Raw genomic sequence first — 17,179 nt, 5'->3', positions numbered from 1 at the left:
GGCAAGAGGGCGTGCGGTCAGTTGAAGCAGGTCATCTCCGCCTCGGCCTGCGCCCGTCGCAACTCTGCCACAAGCGAGGTCGTCGGTGCATTGCCGCGAAACACCGCGGCACGCTCCCCCGTGGTCTGACGCATGCGCAACACGGTTTCCGCCTCCACATAACGGTCATAGGGAACGATCTGGGCAATCTCGTCGATGGAGCAGGAGCACTTCTCCAGCGCTACCTGCGTCTGACCGTTCGTTGCCATGCAGGCGAAGACATACTCCGCCCGGGCATTGGTCGGGTAATCATTCACGACCGGCGCCGCTCCGGCCGTCAAAGCCAGCGCGAGCGGCGCGAGAATAAAGGACGGGCGCATCTGTCACTCCCCCATGAGATGCATCGTGTCATGATAACCCTCATCCCCATCCGGTGTATCCGCCGAAAGGCTGAGAAGCCGCGTCGGCGCATCGCTCGGATAGGTGATGGTCAGCGTCAGATCCCCGAAGCTGCCCATATGCGCGCGGTTGGGGTCGCTGGCGAAAGGAGTGACGACGGCGGTGACGCGACCATCCACGACCTCTCCCGCAGGGGCCGCGACCAGCGCGTCCCGTATCCGGTTGCGGATATAGAAGGGACTGCCTCCCGTCGCCTCAGCCATCGCATGCACCACGCCTTCCAGATAGTAGAGCAGCACCGGGTTCGCTCCCTGCGCCGGAAAGGCCGCGATGGGCCGGGTCTTGCCGTCCCTCTCTTCGAACAGCGACAGCACGGGGCCATGCTCCCCCGGATCGGACTGCAGCCAGACATGCGTGTCGGTCAGGTTGTTCTTCGGCGCGCTCGGCGGCAGGGTCCGGCTGTGGCTGTAGTTGAGCAACACACCACTCTGTGCCCCCGCGAAGCCTCCCGGCGCCATGACGGCATCCGACAGGACGCCAGCCTGCAATGGCAACGAAAGAACGGCTGCGGCAACGGCGCCGGCAACCATACGGGCGATTGTTTGCACGAGACAGAGCCTCATTCATCCTCCAGCGTCAGCACGAATCCCCGCCCCCGCATCGTCCGAAGCGCGAGTCCGTATTCGGTGAAATTTCCCAGTTTTCGTCTCAGATATCCCAGATAGACATCCACGACATTCTCCGTCGAACCGCCCAACGGCGCCCAGAGCGCGTCGAAGATCTCCGCCCTTTTCAGCACGTCGCCGGGGCGGGCCAGCAGATAGGCCAGCAACTCCCCCTCCCGCTCCGTCAGCAGCACGGAGCGGGCAGCCCCGGTCACGGTGCGCGTGGCACCGTCATAGGACAGTCCCGCGAGGCGCATCGGCTCCACCCGCGGCGCGGCCCGGACAAGCTGCACTTCCAGCCGCGCCAGCAGCTCACTCATCTGGAACGGCTTCACCACGTAATCCTGCGCGCCGGCGGACAGCCCTTCCGCCCGCTCTTCCACACGCGAAAGTGCAGAGAGCATGATGGCTGGCAGCCGGTGACCGCGCGCCCGCATGTCGCTCAGCAGCGCGGCACCGCTGTCATGGCCGAGCATCATGTCGATGATCGCCGCGTCGTAATCCGCCCCACCGAGCCTGTCCATCGCGGCCTCCGGCGTTTCCGCCCAGTCGGTGGCATGACCCGCGGCGCCCAGCCCGCGCGCCAGCAGCGAAGCGATATCGGCATCGTCCTCGACGATCAGGATGCGCGTCATGTCTCCTCCTTCCAGAGCGGCAGGGTCAGGCAGAGACGCGTCCCTTGCTCCTCCGTCGCGGGCAGGAGTTCGAGCCCGCCGCCCTGAGCCTCTGCCACCCAGGCTGCAAGTGCAAGCCCCACACCGAAGCCGGGCGCTTCGCCCGCGCGCGCGAAACGGTCAAAAAGGTGCGCCCGCATCTGTGGCGGCATACCGGGCCCGTCGTCGGTCAGGGTGAGCGCCGCCATCTGCCCCGCCTCCGCCCCGCGGATCGTCAGCGTCGCCCCACGTCCGGCATATTTCACAGCGTTTTCCACGATGCCGGAGATGACCTGCCGCAGCCAATCCGGGTCGGCGGTAACGACAAGGGACGGGACATCGGTGACGATCGCCAACCCTCCCCGTTGCGCCAGAGGCTGAAGATCGGCAACAGCCATCGCCACCACGCGAGACAGATCAACCTGCTCCTGTCGCAGCTCAAGCTGACCGCTCTCCGAACGCGCGATCCGAAGCAGATCCTCGATCCGGCGGAAAAGACGCAACGCCCGGGCTTCTATCGTGGCAAAGGCGGCGCGGGTCTCCGCATCGCCCCGCTGCGCGCCCAGTTCCGCCTCCCCCAGAATGACGGTGAGCGGCGTGCGCAGCTCATGGCTCACGTCGGTAAAGAAACGCCGGCGCTGCCGGTCAGCCGCCTCAAGCCGCTCATTGGCGCGGGAAAGCTCGGCCGTCCGTTCCTCCACCAGCTGGCCAAGCCGCTCCCGGTCGCGCAGGAGGGCGCCGCGCCGCCGGTCAAGCCGCGCGGCCATCTGCCGAAGCCGCGCGAACAGCAGGCCCAGCTCGTCATGGCCGTAACCTTCGCCGACCGCCCCGCCGGCCACCAGCCGCTCCGCCGCGCGGCTGGCGCTCTGCAGCCGACTGAACAGCGGCCGGAGGATGGCGAGATAAAGCACACCGAGCACCAGAGGGGCCGCGATGCCGATGGCGATGGCGGCCCGCCGCATCCCCCGCCGTGCGGCCTCCATCTGGGTGAGGGCCTCGTCGCGACGCTCCGCCTCCCGCACGATCTGCTGGCCGATGATCGCGGGGGCCGAGGCCGCGTAAAGCTGGGCCGCCGTTACGCTGGCCGCACCGCTGGCAGATGACGTCATGCTCCGCGACAACTGTCCGAATTGCGCACGGAGCCGCGCGGGCACATGGCCCTGCGTCCGCTCCGCGGCTTCGGCCTCCGATTGCGCCGCCGCGATGTCCTCCTCCGTCAGCCGGTCAAGCGCATCGAGCGAGGCGATGACCCCCGCATCACCGGCCGGAGCGCCGGATATCAACGACAGCGTCCACTCGTTCACCCGGCCGGAATAGGTCGCATAGGCCTCAAGTCGCCGCTGTGCCGCCATGGCCTCCGCCGCAAGCCGCGCCGTCCGGTCCAGACCATAGAGCGCGACCCCCGCCGCGGCGACAGTGAGCAGTGCGAGCGTTGCAGCAGCAAGCGCCAACCGCGAAGACAGGTTGAGTCGGTAACGGCGCGGCAGGCGTTTCACTCCGGCAGGTGGGCCGCGATGAGTCGGCCGAGCGCAAAGGCCCGCTGCTCGAGGATGACAGGCGTCTCACAGACATAGGTCAGGGATTGCTGCCGGTCACGAAAAACCCGCGTCGCCCAGTCGATCTGGGTCTCCAGCGCGTCGAGCCGGTCGAAATCCTTGGGTTCCGCGGCATTTACGGTGTCGAACTCATTGCGCCGGGCGTTGATCTCGCGATCCAGATCCTCCTGCTTGTGGGCATAGCGGGTGATACCGCTCATCACACGGTCCCGCGTGGTGTCGATATCCCGGAACGTGGCCACCATGAGTGCCGTCAAATCCGTCGCCGAGCGGCCCGGGGCAAAGCTGTCTATCGCCTCGCCTGCCTCCTTCAGATCGGTCCGGCGCAAAGAAATGACCCGGGCGAGATCCCGGATCTCCGCGCTCTGTGACCGTTCCGTCGCCGCGGCATCCGGCACCGGGCCGGACCAGACCTGGCCGAGCGACAGATGCGGCACCCGGCGCTGGATGCAAGGCCAATCCGGGTCCACCGGTCCCGCGGCCAGCGCGGGCGTGCCCGCAAGACAGATGACGGTGGCGATCCAGCGGATCATGCTCCCCCCTTTCCCCGGCCACGCCAAAGACCTTTGGCCGGATCATACATGAAAACGGTCGCGCCGAAGAACGCCGCGAAGCAGCCCAGCACCACCCAGAAAGACAGCGGGTCGAACCGGCCGTAAAGCGCAAATCGGATCAGTTCGACGGCATGGCTGAACGGGTTCAGCGCGCAGATATCGTGCAGCAGAACACTCGCATCCCGCATCCGCCAAAGCGGGTAAAGCGCGGTCGAAGCGAAGAACATGGGGAAGATAACGAAGTTCATCACACCCGCGAAATTCTCCAACTGCCGGATGGTGGATGAGATGAGCAACCCCAGAGATCCCAGCATCAGACCTGCAAGGATCAGCGCGGGAAACACCGCGACATAACCCCACACCGGCGGTTCGATCCCCCAGAACCAGGCAATGAGCAGAAAGGCATAGACCTGAAGCGTCGCCACAAGGACCGAGGCGAAAAGTTTCGATCCGAGCAGGAACCACCGCGGATAGGGGCTGACCAGCAGCGTCCGCATCGCCCCCGTTTCCCGGTCATACACCATGGAAAGCGACGACTGCATCCCGGCGAACAGAAGGATCATTCCGCAAAGACCCGGCGTGACGTATTCCTCATAAAGAACATAGGTCTGGTAGGGCGGCGTGATGGAGAGCCCGAGCACCGACCGGAAGCCCGCCGCAAAGATGAACAGCCAGACCAGCGGGCGCACCAGCGCGGCAAAGAACCGCTCGCGTTGATGGAAGAAGCGCAGGAACTCCCGCCGCGCGATACCACGGAAAGCGACGCCCGAACCGGGGCGGAGAAGGCGCGGTCTCCGCATCCGCCGCGATGGGGCATGGCGCTCCTCAACCGTGGTCATGCCGCTGATCCTTGGTTGGCGTTCACGCCGTCTCTCCCGTGAGGGCAAGGAACGCCGGTGTCAGCCCGCCCTCGCCGATACGCCCTGCAAGACCGTCGGCCAGCACGCGCCCCTTGTGGAGAATGACCACGTGATCCTCCGGCGCGATCTCCTCGAACACATGGGTGGCCCACAGGGTCGAAACCCCCTCCTCCCGGATCAGCCGCCGCACCAGCGCGAGAACCTCCGCGCGGGAGCGGACATCCAGCCCCGCCGTCGCCTCATCCAGAAGCAGCAGCTCGGGCCCGTGCAGCAGCGCACGCGCGATTTCCGCCCGTCGCTGCTGACCTCCCGAGAGTGTGCCCGCCCGCTGCCCCTCCTTGTCCTGCAGAACGACAAGGCGCAACACATCGGCGATCCGCGCCGCAGCGGTCTTCCCGCCCATCCCGTGCAAAGCGGCGTGATAGGTGAGGTTTTGCCGCAGCGTCAGATCAAGGTCGAGCGCCCGGCTCTGAAACACCACGCCCAGCCGCGCCAGCGCCTCTCCCGCATCGCGGCGCGCATCATGGCCAGCCACTTCGATCACGCCGGAGTTTGAATCGTAAAGCCTTGTTATAAGCGAGAAAAGCGTGGTCTTTCCCGCGCCGTTCACCCCCAGAAGGGCCGTGAAACTCCCACGGGGCACGGTAAAGCTCACATCCTCCAGCGCGACCACTCTGCCGAAGCGATGGCTTACCCCCCGGATGGAAAGCGCGGGCGGCAGGCCGGTCGCGCCACTTTGCACCCTGCCGCCCACACCCTTACTCCTTCCGGCGGTTCGTCACGTTGTAGGACGCGTCGAGCTTGATGTCATACTGCCCGTCCGCGCACATGACGTCGTCGAGATCGAAGATCCCGTTTTCCACCTCGACGTTGTCATGATCCACCTCACAGCTCATCGACTTCAATACCTCGTCGATGCGGGTGAGCTGCTCCGGCGTCGCCTTGTCATCGGCCAGCGCGGGGCCCGCCATCATCAGGATGCCGGCTGCAATCAGGATAGGTTTCATTGTCATACTCCTCCCTCAAAAAAAACTCAGCGAATAGTAAATACGGCTTTTTGCGACTCTCCGGTCGATCCCGGAATATGCAGTTCGTACTTGCCCGGAAGCACCGCGATGAAGGACACTTCCGCAGTGCCCGCCTTGTCGAACTCGATGGAATGAACGCCCATCGGCCGAATTTCGATGCCGTTGATGACGATCTCGTTGATCCAGATCGCGCGGAAGAAATCTCCTCCCGACAGCGCCAATTCCTGCGATCCGTCGGCGTTGATCTTCATCTTGTAGTAGCCGCCCGATTTCAGTTCGATCGGCCCCTCGGCCACCGGTTTGCCCGCGGCCAGCGTCAGATCGGGAAGCTGCGACCGGTTGGCCTTGCCCATCAGGCCGGCGAAACCATAGTCGAACTGCTGCGCTGCGACGGGCGCCCCGAGCACCGCAGCGATGAGCGCCGCACCGGCGATCCATTGTTTCATTGCATCCTCCCTTACTACTCAGATTTGACTGCCACGACACCCCAGGGCTGTTCGCCCACCTGCACCGATTTCACCACCTTGCGGTTGGCGACATCGATGACCGAGATGTCGTTGGAATTACCGTTCGTGCTGTAGAGCCATTTGTGGTCGGGCGAGAACCCAAGCTGCCAGACCCGTTGACCGACCAGCAGATAGTCCTCCACCTCCCATGTCTCACCGTTCACCACCGCCACCCGGTTGGCGGGGCCAAGAGCGACGAAGATGGTCTTGTCGTCTGGGGTGAGGCGCAGGCCGACGGGTTGCAGGGCTTCCGGCAGCACGCCCGGCACGGCGAAGGTGATCGTATGGACAACCTCCGACTTCGCCGGGTCAATGACGCTTACCGTGCCGCCGATCTCTGCGGTGACGTAGAGCATCGAGCCATCCGAATTGAACTGTGCGAAACGCGGACGGCTGTCCACCAGCACGTTCTCATAAATCTCGAACGTTTCGGTGTTGATGAAATGCGCCATGTTGGTGGTTTCGGAGGTGTTGACCACCGTCTTGCCATCCGGCGATACGCCCATACCCTCCGGCTCGACGCCGACCGGAACCTCCGCCAGCACCTGCCGCGTATGGACATCGACCACGGTGACGATGTTGTCATCCTCATTGGCGATGTAGAGCGGGTTGCCGGAGGGGTGCAGCACGAACAGTTCCGGATCCGGCCCGGAGGGCAGCGAGGGTAGTTCCTCATAGGTCGTGGCGTCATAGACGCGCACCAGATCATCGTCGGAAGCGCAGACATAGATGATCTTGCCATCCGGGCTTGCGGTGATGCCGCGCGGGCGTTGCATGCCCGTTATGGTATGGATGACCTCCAGACTGTCGGCATCGAGCACGCTGATCGAATTGCCCTTTTCATTGGAGACGAAAATCTTGTCCGCGAAAGCCGGCCCTCCGGCGAGCGCGGCTGTGCAGAGCAGCAAGGCCAATCGTGTCATCATTCCCCCCTCAGCGTTTGCATTGCGTCTCTGGCCGGTCGATCCCCAGCGTGTCGAGCTGGCTGACCTGATGCAGGAACTCCGCCTGCGGCGAGACCGTGGCCACAACCGGCCCTGCGACCAGCAGGATGGGCTGGCGCAACTGCCCGTCCCAGTCGCGGAAGGTGAGCTTCTGGCCCTTGAAGGCTGCAAGCTCCATCTTCCCGCTGGCGATGTAGTCGCGCAGCGTGGCAAAATCCTCGGACTTGGTGCGGGTCGCGGCCTCTCCCAGCGTTCTCAGCGCCATCCAGACCTGATAATCCTCCGGGCGCGCGGGGCGGTTGGAGATTTTCTCGAACCGGCTCTGGAACTGCATCCCGGCCCAGGCCTCATGCGCGGGCGACCAGCTTTCCGGCTCAAGACCGGCGGACCCGGTCACCGGGCGCGGCTCCCAGGTATGGTAGGGCAGGTAATCCGCGAAATAGCCACTGTGATCGGCGACGACGACGACGTCATGTTCCGCGGCGCGCTGGGTGAAGGCGGGCATTTCCTGCTGACCGGGCACCTGGCCGGAATCCGTCCGCCGCGCGCCGCCACGATCCTCATAGACGCGCTCCTCGACGATGCGTGCGCCGAATTTCTTCGCCGCGCGCTTGTAGGATTCGGCAAGCGCCTTGTCCTCTGGGTGGCTGCCCTCGATCAGGAACCAGCGCGTCCAGCGTTTCCACGCAAGGAACTGCGCCAATGCATCCGTCAGCATCGCGTCCGAAGGCGCGGTGTGGAGCAGGTTCGCGCGGCAATCCGCGCCCCGGAGCCTGTCGCCCGTAGCCGAGGCGTTGATGACCACAACGCCGTCTCCGGCCGCATCGGCCAGCTTCAGCGTCATGTCCTCGTCGGCCATGGTGACGATGAATCGAATACCCTCGGCGATCAGGCGTTTCATCTCCGCCTCCGCCGTCTCCGGCGTGGCAACGACCGTCTCCGTGGTAAAGGTCTGCTTCATGAAGCTGCCGGTCGTCATGTTGTCGGACGTGGCCAGCGCCGCCCCGGCCAACCCCAGGTCCGGGGGCGGCAGGTCAAGGCGCGAGATCGGCAACGGTTTCGGCGCATCGACCCGGAGCACAGCCGCACGGTATTCGCTCTGTGCGGCGACGGATGTCGCGCAGAGCAGGCTGGTGCCCAGACATAGCGCCAGAGTACGCGCAAGCGGCGCGGCATCTGTCCAACGCTCAGGTATCATCCCAAGTCCTCCCCGCCCTTATCGGACAGCAAAGTACGGGGTCCGCAAAGCAATTTTTCATGATAAGTAAATTATAAGAATGCCTTAGCGGGGTTTCCATACTTTTGTATGATAGCCCGTCCCTCAGCCTGCCGGCTTCAGGCCCTTGCCGTAATCGTCCAGAATCGGCACACCGGCGTCCCTGAGGATCGCGTCGATATCGGACTGATTGCGGCGGATAAGGCTGTTGAGCTCCCGCTTCCAGTTATCCTCACCGGCACGAACGCCCATGGTGATCCGGTAGAAAAGTCGCGGCGTCCCTTCATCTTTCAGCAGGGGCGTGACCTTGAGCGCAGGATCACCCTTCGCAAGCGGACCACCGATCGGACCCCAGAGGACAGCGGCATCTGTCTTGCCGCTCTTGACGTCCTCCAGCATCTGACCCGCGGGGTTCTCGACCCGCCGGTCCACCATCAGCGCATAGGGCTCCGCGTCCTTCATCAGCCCTGCGCGGGCGATATGGGTGGTGGCGGGGGCACCTACGACCACCCCGATCCGATGCCCTCTCAAACGGGGATCGAAGAGGCTGTCCACGGCGGCGAGTTCGCTGTCCGCACGGGTCACAAGGACGTGTGTGGAAGTGTAATAATGATTGGTGTTGAGCACGAGATCATCGCCCTGCGCAAAGCCGATCACCACATCACACTTGCCGGCTCCCAACGTATTCCGCACGAATCCGGTGACCTGCGGAAACCACGTATAGTGCAAGGGAACACCAAGGCGCTCCGCGAGCAGGGCCGCTATACGGTTCTCGAAACCGGAGCCATCCTCCGCCGAGAGCGGCTTGTTGGCCGGGTCGGCGCAGACCCGAAAGCTGTCGCGGTCCACCAGGTCGGCAACCTGAGCGCCAGCCGCTCCCGCGCCGCAGAACGCCGCGCAGAGCAGGCCGATTATCATGGAGCGGGTCATTACTGCTCCATGCAGGCTTTTTCGGCGGCGGCATAGCCTTCGCTCTTGTCTTCGCGCTTGGCGGGACGGCCACGCGGGATCGTCTCGGTGCCGCGGGCGAGCAGGTAGGTATAGATATCGTCGGCATAGCACATGACGTTCGGGTTCGTCGCGAAAGCCGGCATCACCTGGTTTTCCGTGTTGCCCACCTTCTGCCGACCGCTGGCGATGGTGCCGACGAAATCGTAGTAATCCATCTTCAGGGCCGAATTCTTGAGTGCGGGCGCATAGGTCGAGCCCTCCCCATCCGGCCCGTGGCAGACGTGACATTCCGCGTGATACCGGCGATAGCCCGAGAAGGTCGGCCAATCGACGACGCCGTCCTCCACCTTGAAGGTCGGGTTGCCTTCAGCGTTTCTGTAGCGTGTGCCATCAAATTCTGCGACGGCGGTGTCCGGGGCAGCCTGAGCGATAACAGGCAGGCTGATGACGGACGCGACAAGGGTCGTGGCGAGCGCAAGGGGGCGCATTGCTGACAGCATAATCTCTCCTCCCAAAGAGCTGGGTCGAGGCTACCGCAGTGCCTTCCCCATCGGAATCAGACTTTAGTTTCGGTATGAAGTTTCGCCGCGAAACGGTCATGACAACGCCGCCGAAAGATATCCGGCGGCGTCGACTGACGTTTGTCAGATTTTAGTTCGGGACCTCGAACACGGTAAGCTGGCCGCCGAGTACGGTGTAGTCGTGCAGCGCAGCATAGCCGCCCACCGCCCCCAGGCCTTCGTTGGCATTGGTCAGCCCGGCCGCAAGACCGATACCCGCCCAGCCCCCGACGCCGGAAAGCACACCGACATACTGCTTGCCAGCGCTTTCATAGGTGAAGACGTTGCCGATGATGCCGGACGGCGTCTTGAACTTGTAAAGCTCCTCACCCGTCTTGGCGTCCACGGCCTTCAGATAGCCCTCAAGCGTACCGTAGAAGACAACGTCGCCGGCCGTCGCCAAAGCACCGGACCAGACCGAGAACTGCTCCGGCAGCGACCAGACGATCTTGCCCTGCACCGCGTCCCAGGCGACGAAGTTGCCCATGCCGCCATGGCTGTTCGGCGCGGGATACATCGACAGCGTGGCGCCGACATAGGGCTGGCCTGCGGAATAGCTCACCCGGAAGGGCTCGTAATCCATGCAGACGTGGTTGGTCGGCACATAGAAAAGACCGGTCTTGGGCGAATAGGCGGAGGGCTGCTGGTCTTTCGTCCCGAGCGCGGCCGGGCAGATGCCGGTCGTGTTCACATCCTCGCCGTTCTGAGAGGTCGAATATTCCGCGACGACGAGCGGGCGCCCATAGGTCGCGGAATTCTTGTCCATGTCCACTTTCGTGGCCCAGTTGACGGCGGGATCGTATTTTTCGGCCACGAGCAGCTCGCCGGAGGCCCGATCGAGCGTATAGGCAAACCCGTTCCGGTCGAAGGTGACCAGCAGCTTGCGCATCTGGCCGTCCATCTCCTTGTCAACCAGCAGGTTCTCGTTCACCCCGTCATAGTCCCATTCGTCATGCGGGGTCTTCTGGTAGAACCATTTCGCCATGCCCGTATCAGGGTCGCGGGCCATGATGGTCATCGACCATTTGTTGTCACCGGGCCGCTGCGAGGGGTTCCAGGTGGAGGGGTTGCCGGTGCCGTAGTAAATGAGGTTCAGATCGGGATCATAGGTCGTCCAGCCCCAGGTGGTGCCGCCGCCGATCTTCCACTGATCGCCTTCCCACGACTTGAGCGAGCTGTCCTTGCCGATGGGCTTGCCCAGCACCGTCGTGTGCTCGGGGTCCACGAGCATTTCCGCATCCGGGCCGGTGGAATAGGCGCGCCAGGCGAGCGATCCGTCCTTGATGTTATAGGCGGTCATGGAGCCGCGCACACCGAACTCGCCGCCCGAAATGCCGGTCAGCACCTTGTCTTTGACCACCAGCACGGTGGCGGTGGAGGTCTCACCCTTGGAGGGGTCGCCGTTCTTGACGCTCCATTTCACCTGGCCGGTCTTGGCGTCCAGAGCGACGAGCGTCGTATCGGCCTGATTGAGGAAGATCATCCCGTCCGCATAGGCGAGCCCGCGATACACCGTATCGCAGCACATCACGCCGATCACGTCCGGGTTCTGTTCCGGGTGATAGCGCCAGAGGATCTTGCCCTCGTTCTTCAGGTCGAGCGCATAGACGATGTTCGGGAAGGGCGTGTGCACATACATCACATCGCCGATCACAAGGGGGGAGCCTTCATGGCCCCTCAGCACGCCGGTGGAGAACATCCAGGAGACGCGCATATCCTTGACGTTCTTCGCGTTGATCTGGTCAAGCTCGGAATACCGGATCCCGGCATAATTCCCGAGCTGTGTTCCCCATTGCTTCGGGTCCTTGGTGATCTGCATGAGGGAATCGTTGGCAAGCGCCGGCATCCCCACGGATGCGAGCAGCAAAGCCAGCCCTGCCATTTTCATAGTCATCGCGACCTCCTCCCTTGAGTGCGATTCCGCTGACTGCCTGCTCTGCCCGCATGGGCATCCTCCGATCAGGCTATCGTCTTATGAAATTATTATAAAACTCCCCACGCGGCCAGTAAAATATAAGTTCCTCGGTCTCCTCCCTAAGTATGAAGGGTCATGAGATCCGGTTGCTGTCGCGGCAGAGGAAGCACAACTCGCTGTTGGCGGGCGCAGTGACCGAGGCGAAGATCACCGCTCCGTCGTAGGGCGCAACGATGGCGCGCCCGTCGGCGCGCGTGCCGAGCACGTCGCCCTCGCGGATCACTTCGCCCGCGGCAAAGCGGCGAGAGAGGCGGTCGGCCGGCGATTCCGCAAGGATGGCGTCCGCGATCTCGATCACGCGCGGGCGGGGTCTGGTCGCCGCAGGGCCAGCGATCAGACCCAGATGGACAAGTCCGTTGACCGTCACGTCATAGGCAATGGCCGGCCCGTCCGCCTGCAGGTGCTGCCCGCATTCGACGGTCACGCCATAGCCGCCGACCGCCCGCATATATTCCGTCGTGCCAACGCCGGTGAGAGGGGAAAGGCCAATGACGCCCTCCCGCTCCTTCATCGCGATTGCCTTCTGATGTGCCGGGAGCCAGCCGTGCACGAGCAGCGGCAACCCGAGCGCGGCGGCCAGAGCCTCCTCCTCCGCAGCGTGCCGGAAGGGTTCCAGCGGGCCATCGTTGTTGGATGGCCCGAAGCAGGCGAACGGCTCCCCCTCGGACCCGAAGCTGTGCAGGTCGATCAGCACATCGTTGTCGCGCAGCAGCGGGCAGAGGGCGTTTGCCACCCGGTCCTCGTTGTCCTGCGGAATGGCGCTTTCGGCCAGCAGGCGGTTCAGGTTCCGATCTCCGCTCCGGGTGTTCCTGGCAAAGGCGAGAGGGTTGGTCACCGGGAGGAAGGTCAGCCGCCCGCGAAGCAGCCTGCGCCTGCCGGAGCGGAACTCCTCTATCAACCGGCGGATGGCCATGGGGCCGGAGGGCTCGTTGCCGTGAACGGCCCCGGTCACGATCACACGCGGCCCCCGCTCCAGCCCGTGGAACGTCACAGTCTCCAGCGCGCGGGCGTCGTCACTGTCGTGAGGCGGCGCGGCATCGACGGGTGCGATGTCGATATGCATGCCGGGCAGCAGGCGACGGGCGAACTCTGCAAGCTGGTCATGCGCGATGACGACACAGCCCGCCGTGGCGCTGAAATCCTCCCGTGCGGCGTGGAAGAAGATGGCGGAACCGCCCCCCGCCCGGACTTCCGCATCGTTGAAGCCGATGGGAACGATGAGGTCGAACAACCGCTGACCCCGGCGCTTGGGGCGGGCGATATCGGTCTCAAACACCAGCCGGTTGTAGAACGGGGAGGCCGGATCCTCCTCCCAGTAATAGGTGTCGGGCTTTTCGATGAAGGGAAAGGCGAGGCCCCGCACTTCCGGCCCGAAAACCTCCGGGTCATACATGCCGTAGCGGAGCGGGAAGCGGCCGATCGGGGTCGCGCCGTCACCCTCGCGCTTTTCGGTCGGCCAGCGAAGCCCGCCGCGGCCCGTGGCGCAGGGCACCGTCCATTCCCCGATGGAGAGTGTTCCCATATGCGGGCGGGCCGGATCGTGGCCGACACGAACGATGACGACGTTCTGCATGAGGGTTCCGTGGTGATGCTGGCTCATCTCATGATCCTTGGTGAAGCAGGTGACAGCGCGCGCGATGCATGTCGCTGCCCGGTGCGGAAATTGTGGTGAAGGCGGGAATCTCTCCCGTCCGGCACGGCCCGAACGCCCTCGGACAGCGGGGATGGAAGGCGCAGCCCGGCGGCGGAGCAAGGGCGGACGGCGCCTCTCCTGTCATGCGGTTTTCCAGAAACGCGGGCGACAGCGGATCGGGAATGGAGGCGATCAGCGCCTGTGTGTAGGGATGCGCGGGACGGGTGAAGATGTCCGACCAGGGCCCCTCCTCCACGATGCGGCCCAGATACATGACGGCGATCCGGTCGGACATGTGTTCCACCACCCCCAGATCGTGGGAGATGAACAGCAGCGCCACGCCGGTTTCGTTCTTCAGTTCCAGCAGCAGGTTGATGATCTGCGCCCGGATGGAGACGTCGAGCGCAGAGACAGGCTCATCGCAGACAAGGAGCCGCGGCTCCACGATCAGGGCGCGGGCGATGCAGATGCGCTGCCGCTGACCGCCGGAGAATTCATGCGGGCGCCGCCCTGCCCCGTCCGGCTTGATGCCGACCCGGTCCAGCATCGCGATGACGCGGTGTTCGATTTCCGCCGCATCGCGAAGCCCGTGAAGCCGCAACGGCTCGGCCAGCGCCTGACGGATGGTCTTGCGCGGGTTGAGCGAGGCGAAGGGATCCTGAAACACCATCTGCACACGCCGCGCCTGCGCCAGCGGGTCGGCGCGCATCGCCTCGCCGACATCCTGCCCCGCAACGGTGACCGAGCCTTCGGTGATCCGGGTCAGCCCCATGATCGCCCCGGCGAGGGTGGATTTGCCGCAACCGGACTCCCCCACCAACCCGAGGCATTCCCCCGCGCGGAGCGTGAGGTCGAGGCCATTCACCGCCTTCAACTGGCGATGTGAGAAGCCTTCGCGGACCGGATAATGCACCTTGAGACCCGAGACGCGCAGAACCTCGTCGCTCTCGGGCGTTGCGGGATCAGTCATGATGGTAACACCTGATGAGGCCGCCTTCCGCGAGCCGCTCCACCGGGGGCGGCGTCGTCCGGCAGAGGTCGGTCGCGAGCGGGCAGCGCGGGGCGAAACCGCAGGCCGCCACCCGCTCGGAAAGCGGCGGCACGATGCCCGGTATCTCCGCCAGCGGACGCTGCCCCTCCGCCAGACGCCGCCCCATCCGGGGGAGCGAGGCGATCAGGCCGCGGGTATAGGGATGGCGCGGGTCCAGAAACACCTCCCGCGCGGGGCGCTGCTCGATGAGATCGCCCGCATACATGACGGCGACCCGGTCACAGATCCGTGCGACGAGGCCAAGGTCGTGGGAGATCATCAGCACCGCCGTCCCCCGCTCCCGGCAGAGGTCGAGGATGAGCTGCACGATCTCTGCCTGGATCGTCACATCGAGCGCGGTCGTCGGCTCATCCGCGATCAGCAGGTCGGGGTTGCAGGCGAGAGCGATGGCGATCATCACCCGCTGCCGCATCCCGCCGGACAACTGGTGCGGATAGTCGCGCACGCGCCGCTCCGGGCTTGGCACCTGAACCTGCTCCAACGCCTCCACCGCCCGGCGGCGGGCCGCACGCGCGCTCAGCCCCTCATGCAGCACGAACATCTCGCCGATCTGGTCGCCGATGGTCATCAGCGGGTTCAGGGCGGTCATCGGTTCCTGAAAGATCATGGCGACGCGATTGCCGCGAAGCTGACGCAGGCTGCGGTTCGACAGCCGCGCGATATCGGCTCCGTCAAAGGACACGCTGCCACCCGTGACATGCAGCGGCGGTCGGAGGAGGCCCGCGATGGTCAGCGCGCAGATGGACTTGCCGCAACCGGACTCCCCCACCAACCCGAAGACCTCGCCCCGGTCGATGGAGAAGCTCACGCCATTGACCGCCTGATACTCCACCCCGTCCGCGCGGAGGGCGAGGCGAAGGTCGCTTACGTCGAGGATCGGCCCGCTCATGCCCGGCGCGCCTTGCCATGCGGATCGAGCAGGTCGCGCAGACCATCCCCCAGCAGGTTGAACCCCAGAACCGTGACGAACAGCGCCAGACCCGGAAAGATCGCGACCCAGGGCGTTGTCATCAACTGCTCCCGTGCGCGCGACAGCATGGACCCCCACGACGGATCGGGCGGCACCACGCCGAGACCGAGGAAGGAGAGCGCCGCCTCTGCCATGATTGCGGAGCCGATACCCATGGTCGCCACGACGACGAGCGGCCCGGCGATATTCGGCAGGATCTCCCGGAACATGATGTGCCCGCGCCCGAAGCCCATCGTGCGTGCCGCCTGCACATAGTTCTGCCCCTTGTGGCTGAGAACCTGTGCGCGGGAGATGCGGCAGGAATAGGCCCAGTCCGTCAGGCCGAGCGCGATCAGCAGCGACAGGATCCCCGGCCCGAGGATGGTCATCAGGGCGAGCGCGAAAACCACCGTCGGGATGGAGAGCATGAGGTTGGTCAACCCCTGGACCACCTCGTCCCACCAACCGCCGAGATAGCCCGCGGAAAGGCCGAGACAGACCCCGATCACCGTGTTCATGAGCTGGACCGCCAACCCGATGGTCAGCGAAATGCGCGCGCCATAGACGATGCGGGAGAAGATGTCCCGCCCCTGCTCGTCCGTCCCGAACCAGAACCGGGCGGAGGGAGGCTCCTCGGAGAACATGAGGTTGCTGTCCGCCACCGGATCGAATGGCGCGATGATCGGCGCGAAAACCGCGAGGATCAGCACGATGAAAAAGATCGTCAGGCCGATCAGCAGATTGGGTGACAGCTTCATCCCGGCCCCTCAGCGATAGCGGATGCGCGGGTCGATCATCAGATAGGCGATATCGACCAGCGTGTTGATGACGAGGAAGAAGCCGACGATGGGCAGGATACAGCCCTGCACCGTAGGAATGTCGCGCACAGCGACCGACTGGGTGAGAAGCGACCCGATACCCGGCCAGGCGAACAGGTTCTCGATAACCACCGAGCCGCCCAGCATGGAGCCGAACTGCAGCCCGATGGTGGTGAGCACCAGCACGAAGGCATTCCGCGCCATGTGGCGTGTGATCACACGCCGCTCCGGGTTGCCCTTGGAGCGCGCGGTGCGGATGAAATCGGCATTCATCGTTTCCAGAACGGCGGCGCGGGTGGTGCGGGCCAGCAGGGCCATCGGGGCGATCCCCAGCGTCACGGCAGGCAGGATGAGGTTCCTGAACGCGCCGTTGCCATAACCGAAGGTCGGCAGCAGCCCGAGTTGGACCGAGAAGAAATACATCGCCAGCAGCCCGAACCAGAAGGCGGGAACAGACAGACCGGAAACCGCGAATGTCATTGCCAGCGTATCCACCCATGTGCCCTGCCGGACAGCCGCGATGAAGCCGAGCGGCAGGCCCACCGCCACGGCAAACAGGATCGCTGCCACGGCGAGCGAAAGCGACGCGCCGATCCGGCCCGCAAGAACGTCGGTCACCGGGCGCTGGGTGGCGAAGGACGTGCCGAGATCACCCCGGACCAGCCCTGCCACGTAGCCTCCGAAACGCTCATGCACCGGCTGGTTCAGCCCGAGCTGCGTCTCGATACGCTCCAGCACGCGGGGATCCACATCCGTCTTGTCGCCCAGAAGTGCCGAGGTGAACGACCCCGGTATCACGCTGAACAGCAGGAAGACGAGCGTCACCACCGCGCAGATGGTCACGAGGGATTGCAGCAGTCGCCTGCCGATCACCGGTAGCAT

19 protein-coding genes are annotated in these 17,179 nt (G+C 64.7%); all 19 read right to left on the bottom strand.

Translation table 11 applies throughout. The features are described from left to right. Positions 1 to 17 precede the first annotated feature (17 nt). On the bottom strand, positions 18 to 359 hold the full coding sequence (locus tag RT513_RS05600) for a hypothetical protein (protein ID WP_088214064.1): 342 nt from the start codon (positions 357 to 359) through the stop codon (positions 18 to 20). Positions 360 to 362: 3 nt separating this feature from the next. Beyond that, positions 363 to 1,001, bottom strand: a complete 639-nt coding sequence (locus RT513_RS05595; RefSeq protein ID WP_290687827.1) for a hypothetical protein — start codon at positions 999 to 1,001, stop codon at positions 363 to 365. Further along, positions 998 to 1,678, bottom strand: a complete 681-nt coding sequence (locus tag RT513_RS05590; protein WP_088214066.1) for a response regulator transcription factor — start codon at positions 1,676 to 1,678, stop codon at positions 998 to 1,000. The genes RT513_RS05595 and RT513_RS05590 overlap by 4 nt, the downstream gene beginning before the upstream one ends. Next, positions 1,675 to 3,192, bottom strand: coding sequence for a HAMP domain-containing sensor histidine kinase (locus tag RT513_RS05585; RefSeq protein WP_290687824.1), 1,518 nt, complete (start codon positions 3,190 to 3,192; stop codon positions 1,675 to 1,677). Before RT513_RS05585 ends, RT513_RS05590 begins: the two co-directional genes overlap by 4 nt. Beyond that, entirely contained in the window at positions 3,189 to 3,785 is a 597-nt protein-coding gene (locus tag RT513_RS05580) for a hypothetical protein (RefSeq protein ID WP_290687822.1), read from the bottom strand. The genes RT513_RS05585 and RT513_RS05580 overlap by 4 nt, the downstream gene beginning before the upstream one ends. Beyond that, the gene (locus RT513_RS05575; RefSeq protein ID WP_256947224.1) at positions 3,782 to 4,606 is read right to left on the bottom strand and encodes an ABC transporter permease; all 825 of its coding nucleotides are present in this window, start codon (positions 4,604 to 4,606) and stop codon (positions 3,782 to 3,784) included. The genes RT513_RS05580 and RT513_RS05575 overlap by 4 nt, the downstream gene beginning before the upstream one ends. 61 nt (positions 4,607 to 4,667) lie before the next feature. Beyond that, positions 4,668 to 5,420, bottom strand: a complete 753-nt coding sequence (locus RT513_RS05570) for an ATP-binding cassette domain-containing protein (RefSeq protein WP_290687820.1) — start codon at positions 5,418 to 5,420, stop codon at positions 4,668 to 4,670. A gap of 4 nt (positions 5,421 to 5,424) precedes the next feature. Next, positions 5,425 to 5,673, bottom strand: coding sequence for a PepSY domain-containing protein (locus RT513_RS05565; protein ID WP_256947209.1), 249 nt, complete (start codon positions 5,671 to 5,673; stop codon positions 5,425 to 5,427). Positions 5,674 to 5,699: 26 nt separating this feature from the next. Further along, on the bottom strand, positions 5,700 to 6,140 hold the full coding sequence (locus RT513_RS05560) for a hypothetical protein (protein WP_088214071.1): 441 nt from the start codon (positions 6,138 to 6,140) through the stop codon (positions 5,700 to 5,702). A gap of 14 nt (positions 6,141 to 6,154) precedes the next feature. Beyond that, positions 6,155 to 7,123: a YVTN family beta-propeller repeat protein gene (locus RT513_RS05555; protein ID WP_373447780.1), complete on the bottom strand. Its 969-nt coding sequence runs from the start codon at positions 7,121 to 7,123 to the stop codon at positions 6,155 to 6,157. Positions 7,124 to 7,133: 10 nt separating this feature from the next. Beyond that, the gene (locus RT513_RS05550; protein ID WP_290687818.1) at positions 7,134 to 8,342 is read right to left on the bottom strand and encodes an ABC transporter substrate-binding protein; all 1,209 of its coding nucleotides are present in this window, start codon (positions 8,340 to 8,342) and stop codon (positions 7,134 to 7,136) included. A gap of 123 nt (positions 8,343 to 8,465) precedes the next feature. After that, positions 8,466 to 9,290: a substrate-binding domain-containing protein gene (locus tag RT513_RS05545; protein ID WP_088214074.1), complete on the bottom strand. Its 825-nt coding sequence runs from the start codon at positions 9,288 to 9,290 to the stop codon at positions 8,466 to 8,468. Continuing rightward, positions 9,290 to 9,811 (bottom strand): c-type cytochrome, methanol metabolism-related, encoded by a 522-nt coding sequence (locus tag RT513_RS05540; protein ID WP_290687815.1) that lies wholly within the window; start codon positions 9,809 to 9,811, stop codon positions 9,290 to 9,292. Before RT513_RS05540 ends, RT513_RS05545 begins: the two co-directional genes overlap by 1 nt. 151 nt (positions 9,812 to 9,962) lie before the next feature. Next, entirely contained in the window at positions 9,963 to 11,765 is a 1,803-nt protein-coding gene (locus RT513_RS05535) for a methanol/ethanol family PQQ-dependent dehydrogenase (RefSeq protein ID WP_290687810.1), read from the bottom strand. A 154-nt stretch (positions 11,766 to 11,919) separates the two neighbouring features. Further along, on the bottom strand, positions 11,920 to 13,446 hold the full coding sequence (locus RT513_RS05530; protein WP_290687808.1) for a succinylglutamate desuccinylase/aspartoacylase family protein: 1,527 nt from the start codon (positions 13,444 to 13,446) through the stop codon (positions 11,920 to 11,922). Position 13,447: 1 nt separating this feature from the next. Beyond that, positions 13,448 to 14,449 carry an ABC transporter ATP-binding protein gene (locus RT513_RS05525; protein ID WP_290687806.1) on the bottom strand — a complete coding sequence of 334 codons (1,002 nt, stop codon included), beginning with the start codon at positions 14,447 to 14,449 and terminating at the stop codon, positions 13,448 to 13,450. After that, positions 14,442 to 15,419 (bottom strand): ABC transporter ATP-binding protein, encoded by a 978-nt coding sequence (locus RT513_RS05520; protein WP_290687804.1) that lies wholly within the window; start codon positions 15,417 to 15,419, stop codon positions 14,442 to 14,444. The genes RT513_RS05525 and RT513_RS05520 overlap by 8 nt, the downstream gene beginning before the upstream one ends. Beyond that, the gene (locus RT513_RS05515) at positions 15,416 to 16,237 is read right to left on the bottom strand and encodes an ABC transporter permease (RefSeq protein ID WP_035747025.1); all 822 of its coding nucleotides are present in this window, start codon (positions 16,235 to 16,237) and stop codon (positions 15,416 to 15,418) included. The genes RT513_RS05520 and RT513_RS05515 overlap by 4 nt, the downstream gene beginning before the upstream one ends. A gap of 9 nt (positions 16,238 to 16,246) precedes the next feature. After that, complete coding sequence (locus tag RT513_RS05510; protein ID WP_290687800.1) at positions 16,247 to 17,179, bottom strand: ABC transporter permease; 933 nt, start codon at positions 17,177 to 17,179, stop codon at positions 16,247 to 16,249.

This window comes from Haematobacter sp. (genome assembly GCF_032102465.1).
In the GTDB taxonomy this organism is placed as follows: domain Bacteria; phylum Pseudomonadota; class Alphaproteobacteria; order Rhodobacterales; family Rhodobacteraceae; genus Haematobacter.
This window is presented reverse-complemented; position numbering and strand designations above follow the sequence as displayed.